Below are 21,381 nucleotides of genomic sequence, written 5' to 3'. Positions count from 1 at the left end.
CGCTCAGTACCCCTTCGGCTGAATCGCCGGCGCGCCGCCGCTGCGCGCGGACGCCGTTCCCCCGCGCACGAAGCGGCGCCCTTGCGGCCCGTATACGCCGTCCGGCTCCGGATACAGCGTCAGCAGCAAGATATACAGCGCCGCACCGACCACGAACGACACCGGCACACTCAGGTCGAGCCCGCCGGCCAGACGACCGAGCGGCCCCACGAACTGGCCCGGCAGGTTCACGCATGCGAGACCGACGAACGCGGCCGGCAGCCATGCGCCCATCGCGCGCAGATTCCACCCGTGCGCGAACCAGTAATGCCCGCCGCGCAAACCGCGGTTGAACACCTGCAGGTCGTCCGCGAGGTAGTAGCCGCGTCGCGTCACGTAGCCGATCACCATGATCGCCATCCACGGACAGCTGAACGTGCAGATCAGCGTCGAGAACGTCGACACGCTTTCGACGAGATTGAACCAGAAGCGTCCGATGAAGATGAACGCGATCGCGATCGTGCCGATCAGCAGCGTCGCGCGCACGCGCGTCAGCAAGCGCGGGAACATGCTCGACACGTCGAGCCCGGTGCCGTACAGCGCCGTCGTGCCGGTCGACATCCCGCCGATGATCGCGATGAGGCACATCGGCAGCAGAAACCAGCGCGGCGAGATCGCAAGCAGGCCGCCGACATAGTCGTTCGACGCGATGAACGCAGGCGCCTTCGATGCGATGATCGTCGCGGTCGCGAGGCCGAAAAAGAACGGCACGAACGTCGCGATCTGCGCGGCGAACACGGCGCCCATCACGCGACGCTTCGGCGTGTGCTGCGGAATGTAGCGCGCCCAGTCGCCGAGCGTCGACGCGAACGACACCGGATTGCTGAGCGCAACGAGCACCGCACCGACGAACGCGGCCCAGAAACCCGCGCTGCCGTCGTGCAGCGTACCGGCATAGTTCACGTCGAACAGCCCGGCAAAAGCGAACAGCCCGGCGACGAACAGCATGCTTGCCGCCCACACCGCGATCTTGTTGACCCACAGCATGAAACGAAATCCGTAGATGCAGACGATCAGCACGAGCACGGCGAACACCATGTACGCGGCGCCGAGCGTGAAGCCGTTGACCGGCACGCCGACCATGTCGTGCGCGCCGCCGACGAGCGCATCGCCGGAACTCCACACGGCGAGCGAGAAAAACGCGATCGACGTGAGCAGCGCGAGAAACGAGCCGACGATCCGGCCGTGGATGCCGAAATGCGCGCCGGACGATACCGGGTCGCTCGTGCCGTTGCGCGGCCCGAACAGGCTCATCGGCGCGAGGATGCAGGTGCCGGCGAGCACGCCGAGCACGATCGCGCAAACGCCGGCCTTGAACGACAGCCCGACGAGCACCGGAAAGCTGCCGAGCACCGACGTGGAAAACGTATTGCAGCCGCCGAACAGCAGCCGGAACAGATCGATCGGCCGCGCGTAGCGCGACGCGTCGGGGATGCGCTCGAAACCGAACGACTCGACTTGCGTAATCCTGCCTTCAGCCATTTGTCTCCTACTCCTCTGGTGCATCGGTACGGTCCGCTGCTGCGGCCGCACGACGCATCGTCATCGATTCGCGGCCACTCTAAACCAGATCGGTACGCACAAATATTGCGCATTTGAGACGTTTACGACGAAGGAGAACAATGTTTTCCCGGCGGGCGCGCACGCGGCACGACGCGCTCGGGATATCGCGCCGGATGGCGGGCGAGCGTTCGCTGCGGCGGCGGGCGCGAGCCGGTCGTCCGCACGCGGCGCGCCCGCTGCGACGACCTGGCCACCTGGCGACCCAGCGACCGCGACCAGCGCACCCGCCGCAACGACCGCTAAGGCCGCGCGTCGGCCCGCTGCGCCGGTTCGCGCGCCCCGGCCGAAGGCGGCCATCCGCCGGCGAGTGCCTTGTACAGCGCGACCGTCGACGCGGCACTGCGCATTCGTCCGTCGGCCGCCGCATCCTGCGCCTGCAGCAGCGTACGCTGTGCATCGAGCACTTCGTAGTAGTCGATCGCACCGGCCGAAAACCGCGTCTGCGCGAGCTGCGCGGCGCGCGCGCTGTCGGCGGCCGCGCGCGTCAGATGCGCGGTCTCGTCGCGCGTGCGCGCAACGCGCAGCAGCGCGTTCTCGGTCTCCTCGAGCGCGCCGAGCACGGTTTGCCGGTATTGCGCGAGCTGTCCCGCCGCTTCGGCGTCGCTTGCGGCGATGCGCGCGCGCACGCGGCCGACGTCCAGAAACGACCAGTCGATGCCGAGTGCGATCAGGTTCGTGTCGCTGCCCGCGCGGAAAAATCCGTAGCTGCTCGTCGCGCTGCCGAGCAGGCCCGACAGCGTGAAGCGCGGAAACAGATCGGCCGTCGCGACGCCGATCCGCGCAGTCGCCGCGTGCAGTCGCGCCTCGGCCGCCGCGACGTCGGGACGCCGGCGCAGCAGGTCGCCCGGCGTGCCGGGATCGACGTCGGCGGCAAGCGTCGGCAACGGCGCGCCGGCCGGCGCGTCGAATCGACCGACCAGCGCATCGGGCCGCTGTCCGGTCAGCACCGCGAGCCGATGCTCGTCGACGCCGATCGCCGCTTCATAGACGGCGATCCGCGAGGTCGTCGCCTCGTACTGCGCGCGTGCGCGCGCCGCATCGAGGTCGGAGCCGCGGCCCGCGGCGACGCGCGCATTGATGAGCGCGAGCGTCTGCTGCTGGTTCGCGGCGTTGTCACGCGCGATCCGCAGCCGCTCCTGCGAGCCGCGCAAGTCCACGTACGTGGCCGCGACCTCGGCCGCGATCGCGACCCGCACGGCCCGCACGTCGGCCGCGCTCGCGGTCGTTTCGGCGCGCTGCGATTCGATCGAACGGCGCACGCGGCCGAACAGATCGAGCTCCCAGCCGGCGTTGATGCCGACGCTCGAAATCGGCGTGTCGCGCTCGCTGCGCGGCGCGCCGAACGCCTGATCCTTGCTCGTCAGCTGATGGCCGATCCGGCCGCTCGCGGTGACCGTCGGATAGCGATCGAAGCGCGCCTGCGACAGCAGCGCGTTCGATGCGTCGTAGCGCGACACCGCCAGTGCCAGATCCTGATTCGCGGCGAGCGCGGCATCGATCAGCGCACTCAGCGCCGGATCGCCGAAGCCGCGCCAGAATGCGGCGTCGGCATCGGCCGACGCATCGGGCGGCGAGCCGTCCTGCGTCGCCGGATGCGCGTCGCGCGCGAAGCGTGCGGCCGTGACCGTATCGGGCCGTACAAAGTCCGGGCCGACCGCACACGCCGACAGCATCGCGGCCAGCGCGAGCGCTGAAAATCGGAATGCGGCGCTCATCGGTTCTCTCCTTCCAGCGTGCCGTGCTGTTCGTGCCACACGGTCGGCGTACCGCCGGCGAGCTTGCGGATCGTCACGTAGAACACCGGCGTCAGGAACAGCCCGAACAGCGTGACGCCGAGCATCCCCGCGAACACGGTCACGCCGGTGGCCGCGCGCACCTCGCTGCCGGCACCGCTGCCGATCAGCAGCGGCACCGAACCGGCGATGAACGCAACCGAGGTCATCACGATGGGGCGCAGACGCAGCCGGCACGCTTCGAGCGCCGCGTCGATCGTGCGCTTGCCCTGGATCTCGAGCTCGCGCGCGAACTCGACGATCAGGATCGCGTTCTTGCACGCAAGTCCCATCAGCACGACGAGACCGACCTGCACGAACACGTTGTTGTCGCCGCCGGACAGCCACACGCCGAACAGCGCCGCGCACATACAGACGGGCACGATGAGGATCACCGCGAGCGGCAGCGTCCAGCTCTCGTACAGCGACGCGAGCACGAGGAACACGAGCATCACCGCGAGCGGAAACACGACGATCGCTGCATTGCTCTGCGTGACCTGCTGATAGCTGAGGTCGGTCCATTCGAGCGTGATGCCCGGCGGCAGCACGTCCTTCGCGATCTGTTCGAGCTTCGCGATCGCCTGCGACGACGACATCGTCTTCGGATCGGTGTCGCCGATCAGGTCGGCGGCGGGATAGCCGTTGTAGCGTACGACCGGGTCCGGCCCGTACGCGGGCACGACCGTCACCATCGAGCCGATCGGCACCATCTCGCCCTTCGCGTTGCGCGTGCGCAGGTTCGCGATGTCGGCGGCCGTCTGCCGGTGGCCGGCATCGGCCTGCGCCATCACGCGATACACGCGGCCGAACGCGTTGAAGTCGTTCACGTACATCGAACCGAGATAGACCTGCAGCGTGCTGAACAGATCGGTCAGCGCGACGCCTTGCGCCTTCGCCTTCAGCCGGTCGACCTTCACTTCGAGTTGCGGAATGTTCGCCTGGTATGAGCTGACCGGATAGGTCATCCCCGGCGTCTTCGCGACCGCGGCCTGGAACGCGACGAGCGCGTTTTGCAATGCGCCGTAGCCGAGCCCCGCGCGATCTTCAAGATACAGCGCATAGCCGGACCCGTTGCCGAGCCCCTGAATCGGCGGCGGCATCAGCGCATACGTGATGCCGCCGCCGATCGTCGCGAACCGCGCGTTCAGCTCCGCATTGATCTGCGCGGCGCTGCGGCGCCGCTGATCGAACGGCTTCAGGATCACGTACGCGTTCGTGACGTTCGGCGTGTTGACACCCTGCAGCGCGTTGAGCCCGGCAAATGCCGGTACCATTTCGACGCCGTCGGTCTGCAACGCGAGCTTCGTCATCTGCTCGGTGATCGCGCTCGTGCGCGCGAGCGATGCGCCCTCCGGCAGCTTCGCGCCCGCGAACAGGTACAGCTTGTCCTGCACGGGGATAAAGCCGCCCGGCACCGCGTGCAGCAGCAGTGCGGTCGCCGCAAGCAGCGCCGCGTAGACGGCGAACACCGCGCCGCGCCGCTTCAGCGCGCGAGCGACGACGCCGTGATAGCGATCGGAACTGCGCTCGAAGAAGCGGTTGAACGGACGAAACAGCCAGCCGAAGCCGCGGTCGAGCGCGCGCGTCAACGCATCCTTCGGCGCGCCGTGCGGATGCAGCAGCTTCGCCGCGAGCGCCGGCGACAGCGTCAGCGAGTTGATCGCCGATATCACGGTCGAAATCGCGATCGTCACGGCGAACTGCTTGTAGAACTGGCCGGTCACGCCCGACAGGAACGCCATCGGCACGAATACCGCGCACAGCACGAGCGCGATCGCGACGATCGGCCCCGAGACTTCGCGCATCGCCTGATGCGCGGCGTCGCGCGGCGTCAGCCCCTGCGCGATGTTGCGCTCGACGTTCTCGACGACGACGATCGCATCGTCGACGACGATCCCGATCGCAAGCACGAGCCCGAACAGCGTCAGCGTGTTGATCGAATAGCCGAGCAGATAGAGCCACGCGAACGTGCCGACCACCGACACCGGCACCGCGACGAGCGGAATGATCGACGCACGCCAGGTCTGCAGAAACAGGATCACGACGAACACGACGAGCACGACCGCCTCGATCAGCGTGTGCTGCACCGCGCGGATCGATTCGCGCACGAACACGGTCGGATCCCACACGGGCCGGTATGCGACGCCGGGCGGGAAGCGCTTCGACAGCTCGTCGAGCTTCGCATACACAGCCTTCGCGACGTCGAGCGCGTTGGCGCCCGGCGACAGGAAGATGCCGACCACCGCCGAATGCTTGTCGTTGAAATACGAGCGCAGCGTGTAGTCGCCGGCGCCGAGCTCGATGCGCGCGACGTCGGACAGCTTCACGACCTGCCCGTCGTCGCCCGTGCGCAGCACGATGTCGCCGAACTCCTGCTCGGTGCGCAGACGGCCGCGCACGTTGATCGACACGAGGAAATCGTGCGCCTTCGGCGTCGGCTCCGCACCGAGCTGGCCGGCCGACACCTGCACGTTCTGCTCGCGCACGGCCGCGATCACGTCGCTCGCAGTCAGCCCGCGCGAGGCGAGGCGGTTCGGATCGAGCCAGAGCCGCATCGCGTAATCGCCGGAGCCGTACACGCCGACGTCGCCGATACCGGTGAGCCGCGACAGCTCGTCCTTCACGTGCAGCGTCAGATAGTTGCGCAGATACAGCGAATCGCGGCTGTTGTCCGGCGAATAGAGGCTCACGTACATCAGCGGCGTCGGCGACTGCTTCTGCGTGGTCACGCCGTACTGTCGCACCTCGTCGGGCAGACGCGAAAGCGCCTGGCTCACGCGGTTCTGCACGCGCACGGCCGCCGTGTCGGGATCGACGCCCGGCAGGAACGTGACGACGACCTGCAGGCTGCCGTCCGACCCGGCAACCGACTTCATGTACATGATCCCTTCGACGCCGTTGATCGCTTCCTCGAGCGGCTCGGCCACCGATTCGGCGATCTCCTTCGGGTTCGCGCCCGGATAGGTCGCGCGCACCACGACGCTCGGCGGCACGACTTCCGGATACTCGCCGGCCGGCAGCATCGGGATCGCGATCAGACCGAGCGCGAAGATCACGATCTACAGCACGACCGCGAAGATCGGGCGGTCGATGAAGAAACGGGAGAAATCCATCGCATGCCTCCCGTTATCGCGCGGCCGGCCCGCCGGCATCGGCGACGGCCTGCGCGCCGCCGCCCGGTTCCGCATCGGCGCGCGCCGGTTGCGGCTTCGGCTTGACCTGCGCGCCCGGATAGTAGATGCGCTGCACGCCGTCGACGACCACGCGATCGCCGGCGTTCAGCCCCTTCTCGACGATCCGCTGGCCATCGAGATCGCGGCCGATCGTCACGTCGCGGCGCAGCGCCTTGTCGTCGGGGCCGATCACGTAGACGTACTTGCGGTCCTGATCGGTCAGCACGGCCTTGTCGTCGACGAGCAGTGCGCTCCGCTCGCGCCCGCTGACGAGCTGCACGCGTGCGTACAGCCCCGGCGTGAAGGTGTGGTCTGCATTCGGCAGCCGCACGCGAGCGCGGATCGTGCCGGTTTGCGGGTCGAGCCGGTTGTCGAGGAAGTCGACCGTGCCCGCGTGCGGGAAGCCCATTTCGTTCGCGAGGCCGACACGCACGGGATCGGCGCCGATCGCACGATGCGCCGGATCCGCGCGCTGTGCGTTGTAGCGCAGATAGCTCTGTTCGTCGCAGTCGAAGTACACGTAGACGGGATCCTGCGATACGACGGTCGTGAGCAGCGTGTCGTCCGCACGCGCGAGATTGCCGGCCGTCGCGAGCGCACGGCCGACGCGGCCCGCGATCGGCGCGCGCACTTCGGTGAAGCCGAGGTTCAGCTTCGCGTCGGCGACGGCCGCATCGGCCGCCTGCAAATCGGCGCGCGCCTGCTCGGCCGCCGTACGCGCATTGTCGAGTTCTTCCTGCGACGTCGCATGCGCGTCGATCAGCGTCTGCACACGCTGCAGCTGCACGCGCGCGAGGTGCTCGGCGGCACGCGCGCGCTGCTGCTGCGCGATCGCGCGATCGAGCGCGATCCGGTAAGGACGCGGGTCGATCTCGAACAGCACCGCGCCCTGCGCGACGAGATCGCCTTCCTTGTATCGGATCCGTTGCAGATAGCCGCTCACGCGCGGCCGCAATTCGACCGCATCGACGGCTTCGACGCGGCCGTTGAATTCATCCGCGATCCTCACGGTACGCGGCACGACGGTCGCAACCCCGACCTCGGGCAACGGCGCGCTCGGGGCGCCGCCCTGGCCGTCGTGACAGCCGGACAGCGCCAGCAGCAGGACACAGGCCGCGCCCAACGGCGAGGTCCTGCGGAAAGAGAGGGAGAGCATGTTGCCTCGCGACGGGTTAAACTGCCGCGTAGCTTAAAAGTTCAAGTTAACTTCAAGTCAAGCTTTCCCGGAGGGCATCATGGGTATCCAGGAAGTCCCGCAATGGCCGCTGATGTCGATCCGCGAAGTCGCCGCGCGCAGCGGCGTGCCGGCTTCGACGCTGCGCTTCTATGAAGCGCGCGGACTCATCAAGTCGCACCGGAACGGGTCGAGCCACCGTCACTATTCGCGCGCCGTGCTGCGGCTGATCGCATTCATCGTGTTCGCGCAGAAGATCGGCTATACGCTCGACGAAATCGCCGAGCAGCTCGTGAGCCTGCCGGAAGATACCGCGCCGACGAACAAGGACTGGCAGCGGCTGTCGCGCGGCTGGAAGCAGCGCGTCGCAAGCCGCATCGAAGAATTGCAGCGGCTTTACATCAATCTCGACGAATGCATCGGCTGCGGCTGCCTGTCGCTGAAGCGCTGCAAGCTGACCAATCCCGAGGACCGCGCGGGCCGCAACGGGCCCGGCGCGCGGCGCTGGCTCGGCGATCCGCCGCCGGCCGATCCGGAATGAAGTGCGTGATGCGGATCACGGCAGGCGCCGGCCGGCATGTCACCCCACCCGCCAGCCGCCGTTCACCGCGATCGTCGCGCCCGTGACGAACGCCGCGCGCGGGCTCGCGAGCCAGGCGACCGCATCCGCGATATCGGCAGGATGCCCGGCGCGGCCGACCGGCGTCTGCTCACGGATGGTCGCTGCGATGCCCGACGCGACGCCGCCGTCGCCGAAAAAGCGCGTATCCGCGATATAGCCCGGCGCGACCGTATTGACCGTGACGCCGCGCGGCCCCAGTTCGCGCGCGAGCGCGACGGTGAACCCTTCGACGCCCGCCTTCGCCGCCGCGTACGCGAGGCCGCCCGGCAGCAGGCTGCCCGCGCGCGCAGCGATCGAGCCGACGTTGACGATGCGCGCATCGTGCGCGGCCAGATGCGGCAGCACGGCCAGCGTCGTGACGAACGCGCTCTTCAGGTTCGCTTCGATTACCGCATCCCATGCCGCCTCGGCATCGTCGGGCGGCGTATCGGCGCTGACTCGCCGCGTCAGGCCCGCGTTGTTGACCAGCACGTCGATGCGCGGCCAGCGCGCGACGATCGCGGCGACGGCCGCTTCCGCGTCGTGCCGCACGCTGAGGTCCGCCGCGTGCCCGAGTGCCGCGTCGCCGAGTTGCGCGACCGACGCTGCCAGCCGCTGCGCGTCGCGCGCCACGATCGCGACGCGATAACCGTCGTCGATCAAGCGCCTCGCGATCGCGAAACCGATCCCGCTCGACCCGCCCGTCACCAGCGCCGTGCGCTGCGGTTCAATACCTGTCATGACCTGCCCTCCCGAACGTCGATAATGAATGACACCGGAAGTCTGGCCGACGCCGCGCGATAGATAAAATACGAATTCGATGATCAACTGATACATGGAAGGTATCGCATGATCGATCTGCGCCAGTTCCGGCAATTCATCGCCGTCGCCGAGACGCTCAGCTTCCGGCGCGCCGCCGAGCGCCTGCACATGGCACAGCCGCCGCTCAGCGCAGCGATCCGCAAACTCGAGGACGAACTCGGCGTCATGCTCCTCGCCCGCGACAATCGCGGCACGGCGCTCACGCCGGCTGGCGACGCGTTCCTGCTCGAAGCGCGGCGCGCGCTGGAGCAGGCCGAGCGCGCGATGATCGCAGCCCGCCGTGCCGGTGCGGGCCTCGGCGGCACGCTGCGGTTGCGGTTCGTCGACAGCACCGTCAATGCACTGCTGCCCCCGATCCTGCGCGCGTTCCAGGAGCGGCATCCGCACGTCGATTTCCAGCTCGAGGAAGGCACGACCGCCGAGCAGGTGCTGGCGCTGCGTCAGGACCGCACCGATGCCGGGCTTGTCGTGTTGCCCGTGCCGGATGCCGGCGACATTCAGATCGAGCCGCTCTTGCGCGACCGCATGGTCGCCGCGCTGCCAGATGGACACCGGCTGGCGCACCGCCGGCGCATCGCGCTCGCGGAACTGGCGGATGAACCGTGGGTGCTGTTTGCCGCGCATCACGGCCCAGGCATGCATGCGCGGATCGTCAGCGCGTGCGCGCAGGCCGGCTTCACGCCGCGCGTCGTGCAGCAGCCGCGTCAGATGCAGACGACGGCCGGGCTCGTCGCCGGCGGTATCGGTGTTGCGCTGATGCCGCGCCTGTTCGTGCCGGTGCAGCCGCCCGGCATTACGTTTTGCGAATTGAAGGGCGCCGGCTGCCCGCTCCCGTACGAACTGGCGCTCGCCTATCGCACGTCGTCGCCGCTCGTCGATGCCTTGCGCGACACGGCGCGGCACGCGGTGCGCGAGCTGGGGCTTATCGCGGCGACGTGAGCGCGCGCGTGACGCGCGTGACGCGCGTGACGCTCAATCGCCGAGCAGATTCAGCGCGACTTCGAGCACGGTCCGTTTGAACTCGGCCTGTCGCGTCGGCAGCGCCGTGTACTCGAGCACCATGTGGCTGTACGAAACGGTCATGCCGATCGCGCTTGCGACCATGAAGAACAGCACGTTCGGATCGGTCCGGCGGATCGCGCCGGCCTGCATCGCCTCGTCGAGCAACGGCACCATCGCGTCGTGATACGGGCGCACCAGCCGCTCCTGCAGCCGGTCGAGCCGCGCGCCCTCTTCGGTCGCCGCCGTTGAAAAAAACATACCCATGTCGGGCTCGTCGAACTCGTGATCGACGCATAGCTCGATCGCACGCCGCACGCGCTCGCGATGCGGCAGCGACGACGTGCGCAGTGCGCGCAGCGCATCGAACATCGGTTCGGCCAGTTCGACGATCTGTTCGACGACGGCCAGCCAAAGCGTTTCCTTCGAGCCGAAATGATGGGCGATCAGCGCCGCGTCGACGCCAAGTTCGCGTGCGACTTCGCGCACGCTCGTCGCGTCGTAGCCGCGCTTCGCGAACGTGCGGCGCGCACTGCGCAAGATCACATCCGGCCCGACGGTCTGGCCCGCCGACGGCCGCCCGCGCGTGCGCCGCTTCGATGACGCGCGCTCAGTAACTTCAACCACGTGTTGCCGCTCCTGTCGAGTGGTTCGATCGCCGGTGTTCAGCCCCCGTTTCATGCGATCAGAAAAACGGGCGCCCGCTCCACTCCGTTGACACCCGGAGCCGGAAAGCGCTAGGATCATACATTATTCATCACGTGATGATTTATTCATGACAACCCCTACTCGCATCGTGATCGTCGGCGGCGGGATCGCCGGATTGCAGCTCGCCACGCGTCTGGGCGAGCGGCTCGGCAAGTCCGGCCGCGCGCAGGTCACCGTCGTCGACCGCAGCCCGACCCACGTGTGGAAGCCGATGCTGCACACGATCGCGGCCGGCACGCGCGACGTGCAGCAACAGCAGGTGATCTTCGTCGCGCATGCGTGCGAGCACGGTTACACGTATCAGCCCGGCGAGCTTCAAGGGCTCGACCGCAGGCGTCGGCGCGTGCGGCTCGGCGAGATCCGTTCGCAGGACGGCGCACTGGTGCTCGAGGCGCGCGAACTCGAATACGACGTGCTGATCCTCGCGCTCGGCAGCCAGGCCAACGACTTCGGCGTACCGGGCGTGCGCGAGCACTGTTACTTCATCGACAGCCAGCGTCAGGCCGAAGCCTTCAACGAAGCATTGCGGATGCGGGTGTTTCGCAGCGTGGCGCGCGACGAAGCGCTGCGCGTCGCGATCGTCGGCGCGGGCGCAACCGGCGTCGAGCTCGCGGCGGAACTGAGCCGGCTGCTCGAAGTCGCGCAGGCGTACGGCGATGCAACGGTGCGCGAGCGGCTGCAGCTCACGCTGCTCGAAAGCGGCCCGCGCATCCTCGCCGCGTTTCCGCCGAAGATCTCCGCGTCGGCGCAGCAACAGCTCGAACGGATCGGCTTCCGGGTATTGACGTCCACGCGCGTGACGTCGGCCGCCCCGAACGGCTTCCACTACGGCGACGATTCGTTTGCCGAAGCGGACCTGATGGTGTGGGCGGCCGGCGTGAAAGCGCCCGAGTTCATGCAGGCTCTCGGCGGCCTGGACACGAACCGCGCGAACCAGATCGTCGTCGGCCCGACGCTGCAGGCAACGGCGGACGAGCACATTTTCGCGATCGGCGATTGCGCGAGCCTGCTGCCCGACGGCCAGGAGCGGCCGCTGCCGCCAACCGCGCAGGTCGCGACGCAGCAGGCCGAACATCTGGCGAAGCACCTGCCGGCATGGCTCGACGGCAAGCCGATGCCGGCTTTCGCGTTCCACGACTTCGGTGCGCTCGTATCGCTGAGCGACTACGACGCGTTCGGCACGCTCGGGCAGTTCGGGTTCTTTCGCGGCGGCTTCATTCGCGGGCGGTTCGCACAGCTCAGCCACCTGATGCTGTACCGGCGGCACCAGCAGGCGCTGCACGGGTTCCGCAAGGCCACGATGCTGTGGATCGCCGAACGCATCAACGGCTGCGTGCAGCCGCGCATCCGCCTGTCCTGATGCCGCGCGCGCCCGGCATCGCGTAGTGTTTCGAGGAAGACAGACATGGACAACAGTGCAGCATCCTGGATCAGAACCGTCGCCGAGATCGGCAGCTTCGACACGCCGCCCGCGTCCTGGCAGGCGCCGCGGCGACGCACGGTGACGCGCGACCGGCTGCCGCCGTGGGAGCCGGCAAGCCGGCCGACGATCAGCGTACTCGAGCGGCCGACGCCGGACACCGCGATGATTTCGTGGCGAGATGCGTGTACCGGGCATTATGGGTATCAGAAGTGGCGGTTGTTTACGACGCGGCGGCGGGGCGTCTGTGCGCTGTCGGGGCAGCCGATCGAGATCGGCGATAGCGTTTATGCACCGCAACTGCTTGGATCGACGCCCGGGAATGCGGCTGCAATGGTGCTGGCGACGTGCCTCGATGCGGCTCGCACCGCCGAAGCGGCGTAAATGGCGTGAAGCCTTGAAGGTCTGATGGCCTGATTGCCCGCGCTCGGGCGGCCGTGATGCGATGCGCGCGATGGGTCAGTTCGTCGCAGCGCGCCTCGACTTCGGCTTCGACTTCGGCTTCGGCTTCGGCTTCGGCTTCGGCTTCGGCTTCGGCTTCGGCTTCGGCTTCGGCTTCGGCTTCGGCTTCGGCTTCGGCTTCGGCTTCGGCTCCCGGCATCATCTCGCATTCGCGGTCGCCGCGCCCGCGATCGGCCTACCCGCCGCGTTCGTGGCCTCCCGGCTCGAGTCGACCAGCGCATCGACACCGACGATCAATAGCATTCGATATGGTATCGATCGCGGAGAATCGCCAGCGCCACGTTTTCCCGCGTTATTCCGCGACGATGACTTCGACGCGACGATTCCTCGCCCTTCCCGACTCGGTACCGTTGTCCGCCAACGCGTCTGCATCCCCGCGCCCTTCCACGCGGAGGCCATGCGCCGGTACGCCGGCCGCGACAAGAATGCGGGCGACATCTTCAGCACGTGCTTCGGAAATTGCCTGATTGGAGATCTGACGCGCGGACCCGGCCGGCGCGCTGTCCGCGTATCCCACTACCCGGACGACCGCACCTTCAGCGATCGAGGCAATTTCCCGCCCAGCCGACGCCACGACGGAAGCACCCCAAGGGGCCACCGTTACCGCGCCCGGTACGAACATGCCGGCAAAGCGGAGCGTCAACACATGGTGTGCGGGATCCCGGATCAGTTCGACATTCCCTGCTGCGACTTCGTCACGGAGCCGCCGTTCCAGATTGCGAGCCAGCGCATCGAACGGCGACAGGCGTTGCGCCTCTCTCGAGACGACCCAACGGTCCACAGCGGCATATCCGGCGGCTCCGAGCAGCAACGCCGCGGTTATGGCGACGACAGCCCCGACGCGCGACGATCGCCGCATCGCCAATGGACGCACACAAGGGTCGACCGTCCGCCGCCATTGTCGAAGCGGCTCCCTTGCGAAATTCGCGCCCACCCCGCCCGTCACGACCACGTCGTGCACGCGCTCGCGAACGCGCTTCAAGCGTTGCTGTCCGTCGCGCTCGAATCGATAACGCCCGCGAAAGCCGAGATCGAGGATGTTCTGGTACAGCTCGATCAGATCAAGGTTCTCGCGCGGGCTGCATAACGCCTCGTCGATCAGCTCGAAAACGCGGTCGCCGCCTTGACGATCGTGACCCATCGCCGCGGCGAGCCCATCGACTTCCCATGCGACGCCGGTTGCCTCTCCTTTGCCCCAACGCGTCTGCATCGCAGACTCGTCGAGCGCCGAACACAGGCAATAGCTCGCGCTCCCGATATGCTCCGGCGGGAGCCCGAGTTCAGCGCCGAGCCGCGCAAATAGCCGGAGTTCATGCTCGAGCCACCGTCGCCGCCGGGCTACCGAATCGGCATCGAGCACATCGGGCGTATCCGCCAACGCGCTCAACAGGACGCGCGCCGCTTCGAGCAGCGGGTTGACCGACTGCTCCGCCCGCTTGAGCCTCGTCGCGACGGACGGCAACGCCAGGCTCCCGCCCTGGCTTTGCGGATCGGCTGTGATCAGACTCATCTTGATCGCCCCTCACGATTCAACGGGAAACGCTTCCGGCGTTCATCGGCAACATGCCGTGTGGCAATCCCGGCGGCGGACCGCTGTCCGGCAAACTGAACGTCGCCATCGAGGTGGGGCACCGGAACGTCTTCAACACATCGCTCGTCAACGGATTCGCGACACTGCCGGCGCTTGCGACGTCGAGCACCGCTTCGCGACCGTCGAAACTGAACGCGACACGCGTGCGGCCCGGCGTGGCCGTCGCGATCACCTTGCCTTTCTGCAGCAGCCTCATCAACGCCCAAGGCCCATCGGCGGAAATCGTCGATGTGTCCGGCCGGATCCGCGGGCTGGCCGTGATCTCGGCGTGCGCGCCGCCGCGCGGCCCCGGCCACGCAATCGGGAACGGCGCGACCGGACCGTGCTGGTAAAGCGTCGTCTGCCCGTCGATGTCGAGCGACAGGCTCATGATCGTCGGCGTGAGCTCCGGAACGCGGATGTCGGCCTTCCACGTCATCTGCTTGTGGTCCGGATCGTTGAAGAAGATGTCGCGAATCGCCTTCGCATGCTCGAACGGCTCCAGGCTCGGCCCCTGCACGGGTTCCGTCGCGCCCGGCAGCGTTCGATAGCGCCACGGTTTCGCGGACGTATCGACAAACGGCGCCAGCGTCTTCACGAAGAAATCGTCGATCACGCCGCCCTGTGCGAACACGCGCGTGAAGTCGTCGATTCCGACGTCGCGCTGGCTGTCCGGAGAGAACGGATAGTTTCCTTCGATCGTCAATCGGCAGGTATCGCCGACTACCGCCTGCATCTGGCGCGACAACAGTTGGCCGATCCCATGATTGACCTCGCGCGACCCGTCGGCCGCGAGCTTGAGCAATATCGCGCGGAACGGCGCAGGCATCGTGTCGGCGGCCATCTTGAGCTTCGCGGCCGTGTCGCTCGCCGGCGGCATGCTGTTGTTCGACAGCGCGTTATCGGCGACGGTCAGCGCCGTGTAGTAGTCGTTCAGCAGATTGACGACGCCGTCGAGTCCCGTCTTGTCCGCCCGGGTGCCGGCCGAGTGCGCGTCGGGCAGTGCATCGGCGCTTCCCGTCACGACCTCGCGCAACGCCGCGAAACGATTGTCGACCAGTTCCCGCTCGACACGCTCCGAGGCTCGAATGCCAAGCGCCTTGTCGGCTTTCTGGTTCAGTTGGTCGGCCGCCTTTTGCAACAGCGAACCGTTCGACGCAACCGGTTGCTGCGTGAGCGTCGTCTCGCGCACTGCGGCACGGGCAAGACGCGCAAGCGGCGAATCGGGCGCCGCGAAGCTGCGCAGCACTTTCAGATTGAACGCGAGACTCGTGCCGCTCACGGTCCGGATGTCGTCGAGAAACGCCGCCCACTGTTGCGCATACTCCGTCAGGTATTCGCGGCGAACGGCGTCGGTCAACGCGTCGTCCGCACCGGCCGCGCCATTGACGATCTCAGCCGTTTTTTTTTGAGCCTCGCCGAGATACGACCGCCCCATCACCCAAGCGTCGTCGTCGCGTGCGAGTTGCACGAACTCGCGCAGTCGCTTGTCGAACAGATTCCGATAGCCGTCGAACGTGAAGAGACCCGACACGCCGCGCGACAACGGCGCGTCGCTCGCTCGCGTGAACACCGTTCCGGCCTGCGGGCCGACCGCGCGCAGCAACGTGAACTCGTCGGGTGCTTCCATGAGCATCGCGGCCTTCGCGCGCTGGTACAGACGATCGGTCGCATTGCTGCCGTCAAGGAACGCGCGCGTCTGCCGTACCAGCGCGTCGTTGCGGATCAGCGAAGACTGCACGACACGCTCCCCGGAGAAGAGCTGTTGCACGTGCTCGATCATCGACGCCCTGCCGCCGAAAGCGGCGGCGCTGTCGTTCTTCGCCCAGTCGTCGAGTACCCATGCCTTGACGTCGCCGGCATTGAACTTCGCCTTGTCGTAGAGCATCAGGTATACGCGAAGCGCGTCGTACGCGGCCTTTGCATCCTTGTTCGCGATCGCACCGGACATGACGTCTTCCAGACGATGCACGATCTGCGGCAGCAGCAGGTTGTCTTCCAGTACGTCGTAAGTGCGGCGACTTTCGGCGGCAATGTCCGTCGGCGTGTACAGACCGTAGCGCCATGCACTGTCCGGATCGGACAGGTCGAGCCCCGAAAACGTGGGCAGATTGCGCGCCTCGGTCAACGTGTCGGGCACGGCTTGCAGTTCGCGCGTCTTGTACAGCGCCGCGACGCGGGCGGCAAGCGCCTGCGCCTTGCGGCCCATCGCGTCGAGATAATCGCTGTTGTTGCCATAGCTCACGCGCAAACCGGTCGCCAGCCAGACGAACAGCAGCAGCGCCAGCGTGTGGCCGATCAGGCGCAACAACCTGTAGCGATATTCCCAACGCAGGTTGGGGCTCACGAGATGCGCCTCGGGGAACACGACACGGGTCAGCAGATCGTGCAGGAAGAATCCCTGGTTCCCCTCCGCGCGCGACGGTGCGACCGCGGCGGGCTTCTCGGTCGACAGAAGACGTTGAACGACCGTATGGCGTTCCGCCACGATCTCGCTGCCCTGTTGCCGGGCACTCGTGAAATACACGCCGCGCAACGTCGAATGAAGCTGCGTATTGTCGTAGCGGGAATCGAGGAATACGCGGTCGATCAAGTCGAGCAGCGGTTCGAGCAGTGCCGAAAACGCCTCAGGCAACGCGGCAAGCTTTCGACGCTTGGTCAGGTCGTATTCGTCCTGCAGATGCGTATCGATCGAGCCCGTCAACCGTTGCACGAGTTGCGCGAGTTCGTGGTGACAACGCGCACGCAGCCCTTCCTTCGCAACCGTTTCCTTGCCGTATGGAAGCGTGAAACCCCAGACTTGCGCCCGCCCCTCGGACGTGAGCGTCCCGAAATACTCGGCAAAGCCCGCGAGGCGGTCCATCTTCGTGATCGTCAGGTAAACGGGGAAGCGAACGCCCAGTTCCTCTCTCAGTTCGGCCAGCCTTGCGCGCAATGCCGCAGCCTCGGCGACGCGCGTCTGTTCATCCGCGCTTGCCAGCGTCGCAAGATCGACCGTCAGCAACGCGCCGTTGATCGGCGCGCGAGGGCGGTGTCGACGCAACAGGCCGAGAAAGCCGAACCATTCCGCGCGATCGATCTGCTGCGGAAGGTCGCGCCCGTCGGTAGCACGCCGTACGACATCGACGCTCGACTTCGAGCCAGCCGCCGCCTCCGATTTGGCGGGTGCGCTCTGTTGCGTGCCATCGGCGGAACGTTCCGAGCTCGCCTGCGCGTTGGCGGCATCCTTGTCGGGCACGTCAGCTGCCGGCTTGTCTTGCTCTGCGACGCGTGTATCGGCGCCCGCGGCCGTCGACGTGCCATGACGCGTGTAGTAGCCGGTCGTGTCGATCAGCACTGCGTCGTTCGTCAGCCACCAATCCACCGCGGCGGCATCGGCAGCCGGTTTCGCGGCTGCGCGCAGCATCTGCTCGGCAACAGGAAATGCCAGCCCGCCGTTCATCAGGATGCTGGTCTTGCCGGAGCGGCCGGTACGGCACGACGGTCACACGCCCCATGAACGCCGCCGGGAATACCTTCAGCAATTCCGGCGCAAGCGCGTCGCGCAGGCCGTCGAGATCCGGTGACAGCGCCGGATCTGCACACAGGCTCGCGCTAAGCTCGGCGCCGGCGTTGCTCGTCAGCAGGATGGTGGTATGGCGGAAGTCGATATGGCGGCCGTCGCCGTCTTCCATGTAGCCCTTGTCGAACACCTGGAAGAACATTTCGTGCACGTCGCGATGCGCCTTTTCGATCTCGTCGAGCAACACGACCGCGTAGGGCCGCCGGCGCACCGCTTCGGTCAGCACGCCGCCCTCGCCGTAGCCGACATAACCGGGCGGCGCGCCTTTCAGGCCCGACACGGTGTGGGCTTCCTGATACTCGCTCATGTTGATCGTGATCAGGTTCTGCTCGCCGCCGTATAGCGCCTCGGCCAGCGCCAGCGCCGTCTCGGTCTTGCCGACGCCGGACGGCCCCGCCAGCAGAAACACGCCCAGCGGCTTGTTCGGATCGGTCAGGCCCGACCGCGCGGTCTGCACGCGCTCGCCAATCAGGTTCAGCGCATCGCTCTGCCCGATCACGCGTGCCGCGAGCGTTTCCGGAAGGCGGCGCACGGCGACGATCTCGTCGGTGACCATGCGGCCGACCGGGATGCCGGTCCAGTCCGAGACGATCTCGGCGACGATGGCGGCGTCCACTTCGGGAAAGACGAGCGGCGCATCGCCCTGCAGCGCGGCCAGCGTCCGTTCGAGTTCACGCAAGCTGTCGAGCGATACCGGCGAACCCGCCTCGCCCGCGATCGCGGCTTCGCGCGCGGAAAGCAACGCCTGAGCGGCCTGCGCCTGTGCGCGCCAGCGATCCGCGAGTGCCGCTTCTTCCGTCGCCAGTGCGTCGATGCGCGTGCGCACGCGATGCAGCGCCTTGTCCGCATCGAGACCGATACGGGCCTCCTGTACCAGCAGCGTTTCTTCGGTGCGCGCGGCAGCCAGGCGCTGCCGCACGTCGTCGAGTTCGCGCGGCGTCGCGTGCTGCGACAGCGCGACGCGCGCGCACGCGGTGTCGAGCAGGCTGATCGCCTTGTCAGGCAATTGACGGGACGGAATGTAACGCTGCGACAGCGTTACTGCAGCGCGGATCGCTTCGTCCCGCACGACGACGCCGTGATGCGACGAAAACGTCGACGCGAGGCCGCGCACCATGTCGGCCGCCGCCGCTTCGGACGGCTCCGCGACCTGCAACACCTGAAAGCGCCGCGTCAGCGCGGGATCCTTCTCGATATGCCGCTTGTATTCGGCCCAGGTCGTCGCGCCGATGGTGCGGATCGTGCCGCGCGCGAGCGCCGGTTTCAGGAGGTTTGCGGCGTCGCCGGTGCCGGCTTGTCCACCCGCGCCGATCAGCGTATGGATTTCGTCGACGAACAGGATGATGGGGGCGGCCGAGCGTGCTGCGGCCTCGAGGACGTCCTTCAGGCGGGCCTCGAACTCCCCCTTCATGCTGGCGCCCGCCAGCAGCGCGCCGACATCGAGGCTCAGCAATTTGACGTCGGCCAGATTCGGCGGCACGTTGCCCGCGGCGATCGCATGCGCCAACCCCTCCACCACCGCGGTCTTGCCGACACCGGCCTCACCAGTGATCAGCGGATTGTTCTGCCGCCGACGCAGCAGCACGTCGATCACGGTGCGGATTTCCAGTTCGCGGCCGATAACGGGATCGATTTCGCCGGCGCGTGCTCGCGCGGTGAGATCGAGGCAATACCGCTCGAGCGCGTTGCCCTTCGGCGCGTCCGACACGGCACCGGAGGCCTCGCCCGGCAGCGCCGGCGCCAGCTTGCTGCGATCGTACGGCTCGTCCGACGCCTCCGGCGACCCGTCGATCCACGCGGGAAGCACGTCGCCAAGATTGGCCGCCGGGATCTTGCCGAACTCGGCGGAAATGGCGAGGAGCACGCGCCGCAGTTCGGGGGTCGAGACCAGCGCTGCGATCAGCCATGCGCCGCGCACGCGACGATCGCCATGGCCGAGGGTCGCCAGCACCCAGCCGCGCTCGATGGCCGTTTCGATGTGCCAGGAAAAATCGCTGATCGAACTCGCGCCGGCCGGCAGCGCAGCCAGCGCCCGCGCCAGGTCGCGCTCGAGCGCATCGCGATCGATATCCGCATGGCGCACGATCCGCTGCAGGTCGCCGTCCGGCTGCTGGAGCAGTTGGTGCAGCCAGTGGACGAGTTCGACGAACGGGTTCCCGCGCAGCTTGCAGAAACGCGTCGCCGATTCGATTCCCCGGTAGAGCTCGACCCCGAGCTTGCCGAACAAGGTCTGGCGTGAAACGTTCATGGTGGTCCGGTTTTGTTCGTTAGCGTGTTGCGAACGAATCCGTCATGGCGATGAGGACTCCTCGATGGTCGCCACGCCGGACGCGATCTCGATCGCTCGAAACACGCTTCTCTCTCTCCGATTCAAAAAAAACGGCCGACTCGAATCAGGAGCCGAATTATCAACACGAAAAAATAAATACGTCAATGCATTAATCGAGTCGATTAAATTTAATTCAAATTCGTACAAATCCTATATTTCATCGCGTCGAGCGCATTCGCAAGCCATCTATCGGACTCGTACGAGCCACTCACCGCGCCAGGGTGAGCCATTCCTTCAACTCGTTGTTATTTCGAGATAAACAACGAAACAACACCATACGGAACATGAAAAAAAGACACCAATCTTTTGATTCGAATCACATTTCCTTTTCGGCGTTGCATTATTTAACGATCGATTTTTAAGTCACCCCGCGACATTTTGTTGACTGGGTATTTTTTGAGATGAAAGATTCATCGATACTCTCGTTTTATTTCCCGATCTTTCGCAAATCGAACCCGTTCATGCGCTTCCTTCGCCTGTCCCGGCATCGTCGATCGAACACCTTGCTCGTCGCACCCGCGCCGGAGAAAACACATCGGGAGTCCGTTGCCGAAGCATTGCGGCTGGACGGCACCCTCGATTGCGCGCGCGCCGACGACGACATACTCGGCCTGCTCGGCATCGGCACCCGGGAAGGCGCTACGCGGGCGCACGCCGCCGAGAACACGGCCGACATCGAATCCGGTCACACCGATGCGCTGATCGACGCACTGCATGCGCAGTACTGGCGCGCCCTCGCCGACCCTGACGCACCGCCCGCTTCGACATGGATCCCATCGGGGGACGACACGCTCACGGCCGAGATCGCGCCGGATCACGCGCACGACCTCCCTGCCCGCGAAAGCCAGCGGCATTCGGACTCGATCGAAACGTTCCTGTCCGGCAATCTCACGATCGAGGATGCCTTCGGTCATCTGGACAGACACGCGGAAGCGATGACCGATGACGGAGCCGTTCCGGAAATCCTGCGCCTGTTCGCGCCGCCCGAGTTTCATGCCGAGGCCGCGCACGGCGCCGCCGCCCTGCCGCCGCTGACCCGGCGCGAGCACCACGCGCTCTCCGTGGACAGTCCGCTCGCCGCCCCCTTGCGCAAGGACTCGGCATGACGATGCTCGTCTTCGTCGATACAGCGGCCACGCGGCGTGCACGTCACGTCCCGCCCGCCGATCAGATCGCGCACATAGACG

General features: G+C 66.8%; 12 protein-coding genes and 2 pseudogenes. 5 read left to right on the top strand and 9 right to left on the bottom strand.

Annotated elements, in window-relative coordinates; translation table 11 throughout:
- Positions 1-3 precede the first annotated feature (3 nt).
- The 4 genes from BCR55_RS24690 to BCR55_RS24675 all read right to left on the bottom strand — a co-directional run bounded on the left by BCR55_RS24690 (position 4) and on the right by BCR55_RS24675 (position 7,703).
- The gene (locus tag BCR55_RS24690) at positions 4-1,521 is read right to left on the bottom strand and encodes a cytosine permease (protein ID WP_226823139.1); all 1,518 of its coding nucleotides are present in this window, start codon (positions 1,519-1,521) and stop codon (positions 4-6) included.
- 320 nt (positions 1,522-1,841) lie between these two features.
- Entirely contained in the window at positions 1,842-3,317 is a 1,476-nt protein-coding gene (locus BCR55_RS24685) for an efflux transporter outer membrane subunit (protein ID WP_065496314.1), read from the bottom strand.
- Complete coding sequence (locus BCR55_RS24680) at positions 3,314-6,433, bottom strand: efflux RND transporter permease subunit (RefSeq protein ID WP_254661859.1); 3,120 nt, start codon at positions 6,431-6,433, stop codon at positions 3,314-3,316. Before BCR55_RS24680 ends, BCR55_RS24685 begins: the two co-directional genes overlap by 4 nt.
- Positions 6,434-6,500: 67 nt before the next feature.
- Positions 6,501-7,703, bottom strand: a complete 1,203-nt coding sequence (locus BCR55_RS24675) for an efflux RND transporter periplasmic adaptor subunit (RefSeq protein ID WP_065496312.1) — start codon at positions 7,701-7,703, stop codon at positions 6,501-6,503.
- A 79-nt stretch (positions 7,704-7,782) separates the two neighbouring features.
- Between BCR55_RS24675 and soxR the strand changes: the two genes are divergently transcribed.
- Positions 7,783-8,262 carry a redox-sensitive transcriptional activator SoxR gene (gene soxR / locus BCR55_RS24670; protein WP_006396726.1) on the top strand — a complete coding sequence of 160 codons (480 nt, stop codon included), beginning with the start codon at positions 7,783-7,785 and terminating at the stop codon, positions 8,260-8,262.
- 39 nt (positions 8,263-8,301) lie between these two features.
- Here soxR and BCR55_RS24665 read toward each other — a convergent pair whose 3' ends face one another.
- On the bottom strand, positions 8,302-9,063 hold the full coding sequence (locus BCR55_RS24665) for an SDR family NAD(P)-dependent oxidoreductase (RefSeq protein WP_065496754.1): 762 nt from the start codon (positions 9,061-9,063) through the stop codon (positions 8,302-8,304).
- A gap of 108 nt (positions 9,064-9,171) precedes the next feature.
- Here BCR55_RS24665 and BCR55_RS24660 point away from each other — a divergent pair, with 108 nt between their 5' ends.
- Positions 9,172-10,083: a LysR family transcriptional regulator gene (locus tag BCR55_RS24660; protein WP_065496310.1), complete on the top strand. Its 912-nt coding sequence runs from the start codon at positions 9,172-9,174 to the stop codon at positions 10,081-10,083.
- A gap of 33 nt (positions 10,084-10,116) precedes the next feature.
- Here BCR55_RS24660 and BCR55_RS24655 read toward each other — a convergent pair whose 3' ends face one another.
- Positions 10,117-10,770 (bottom strand): TetR/AcrR family transcriptional regulator, encoded by a 654-nt coding sequence (locus tag BCR55_RS24655; RefSeq protein ID WP_065496307.1) that lies wholly within the window; start codon positions 10,768-10,770, stop codon positions 10,117-10,119.
- A 148-nt stretch (positions 10,771-10,918) separates the two neighbouring features.
- On the opposite strand from BCR55_RS24655, the gene BCR55_RS24650 reads away from it, so the two are divergent.
- Both BCR55_RS24650 and BCR55_RS24645 read left to right on the top strand, forming a co-directional pair.
- The gene (locus BCR55_RS24650; protein ID WP_006409847.1) at positions 10,919-12,211 is read left to right on the top strand and encodes an NAD(P)/FAD-dependent oxidoreductase; all 1,293 of its coding nucleotides are present in this window, start codon (positions 10,919-10,921) and stop codon (positions 12,209-12,211) included.
- 45 nt (positions 12,212-12,256) lie between these two features.
- Positions 12,257-12,655, top strand: a complete 399-nt coding sequence (locus BCR55_RS24645) for a DUF3331 domain-containing protein (RefSeq protein ID WP_006403148.1) — start codon at positions 12,257-12,259, stop codon at positions 12,653-12,655.
- A gap of 370 nt (positions 12,656-13,025) precedes the next feature.
- Here BCR55_RS24645 and icmH read toward each other — a convergent pair whose 3' ends face one another.
- From icmH to tssH, 3 genes and pseudogenes are all read right to left on the bottom strand, one after another.
- Entirely contained in the window at positions 13,026-14,243 is a 1,218-nt protein-coding gene (icmH, locus tag BCR55_RS24640; RefSeq protein WP_006403147.1) for a type IVB secretion system protein IcmH/DotU, read from the bottom strand.
- Positions 14,244-14,262: 19 nt separating this feature from the next.
- Positions 14,263-17,766, bottom strand: a pseudogene (gene tssM / locus BCR55_RS24635) (type VI secretion system membrane subunit TssM); the annotation flags it as partial.
- Positions 17,756-20,113: pseudogene (tssH, locus tag BCR55_RS24630) on the bottom strand (type VI secretion system ATPase TssH); the annotation flags it as partial. The pseudogenes tssM and tssH, both read right to left, overlap by 11 nt.
- A 482-nt stretch (positions 20,114-20,595) precedes the next feature.
- On the opposite strand from tssH, the gene BCR55_RS24625 reads away from it, so the two are divergent.
- Positions 20,596-21,300 carry a TagK domain-containing protein gene (locus BCR55_RS24625; protein WP_244104661.1) on the top strand — a complete coding sequence of 235 codons (705 nt, stop codon included), beginning with the start codon at positions 20,596-20,598 and terminating at the stop codon, positions 21,298-21,300.
- The last annotated feature ends 81 nt before the right edge of the window (positions 21,301-21,381 follow it).

This window comes from Burkholderia sp. CCA53 (genome assembly GCF_001685525.1).
GTDB lineage: Bacteria > Pseudomonadota > Gammaproteobacteria > Burkholderiales > Burkholderiaceae > Burkholderia > Burkholderia multivorans.
This window is presented reverse-complemented; position numbering and strand designations above follow the sequence as displayed.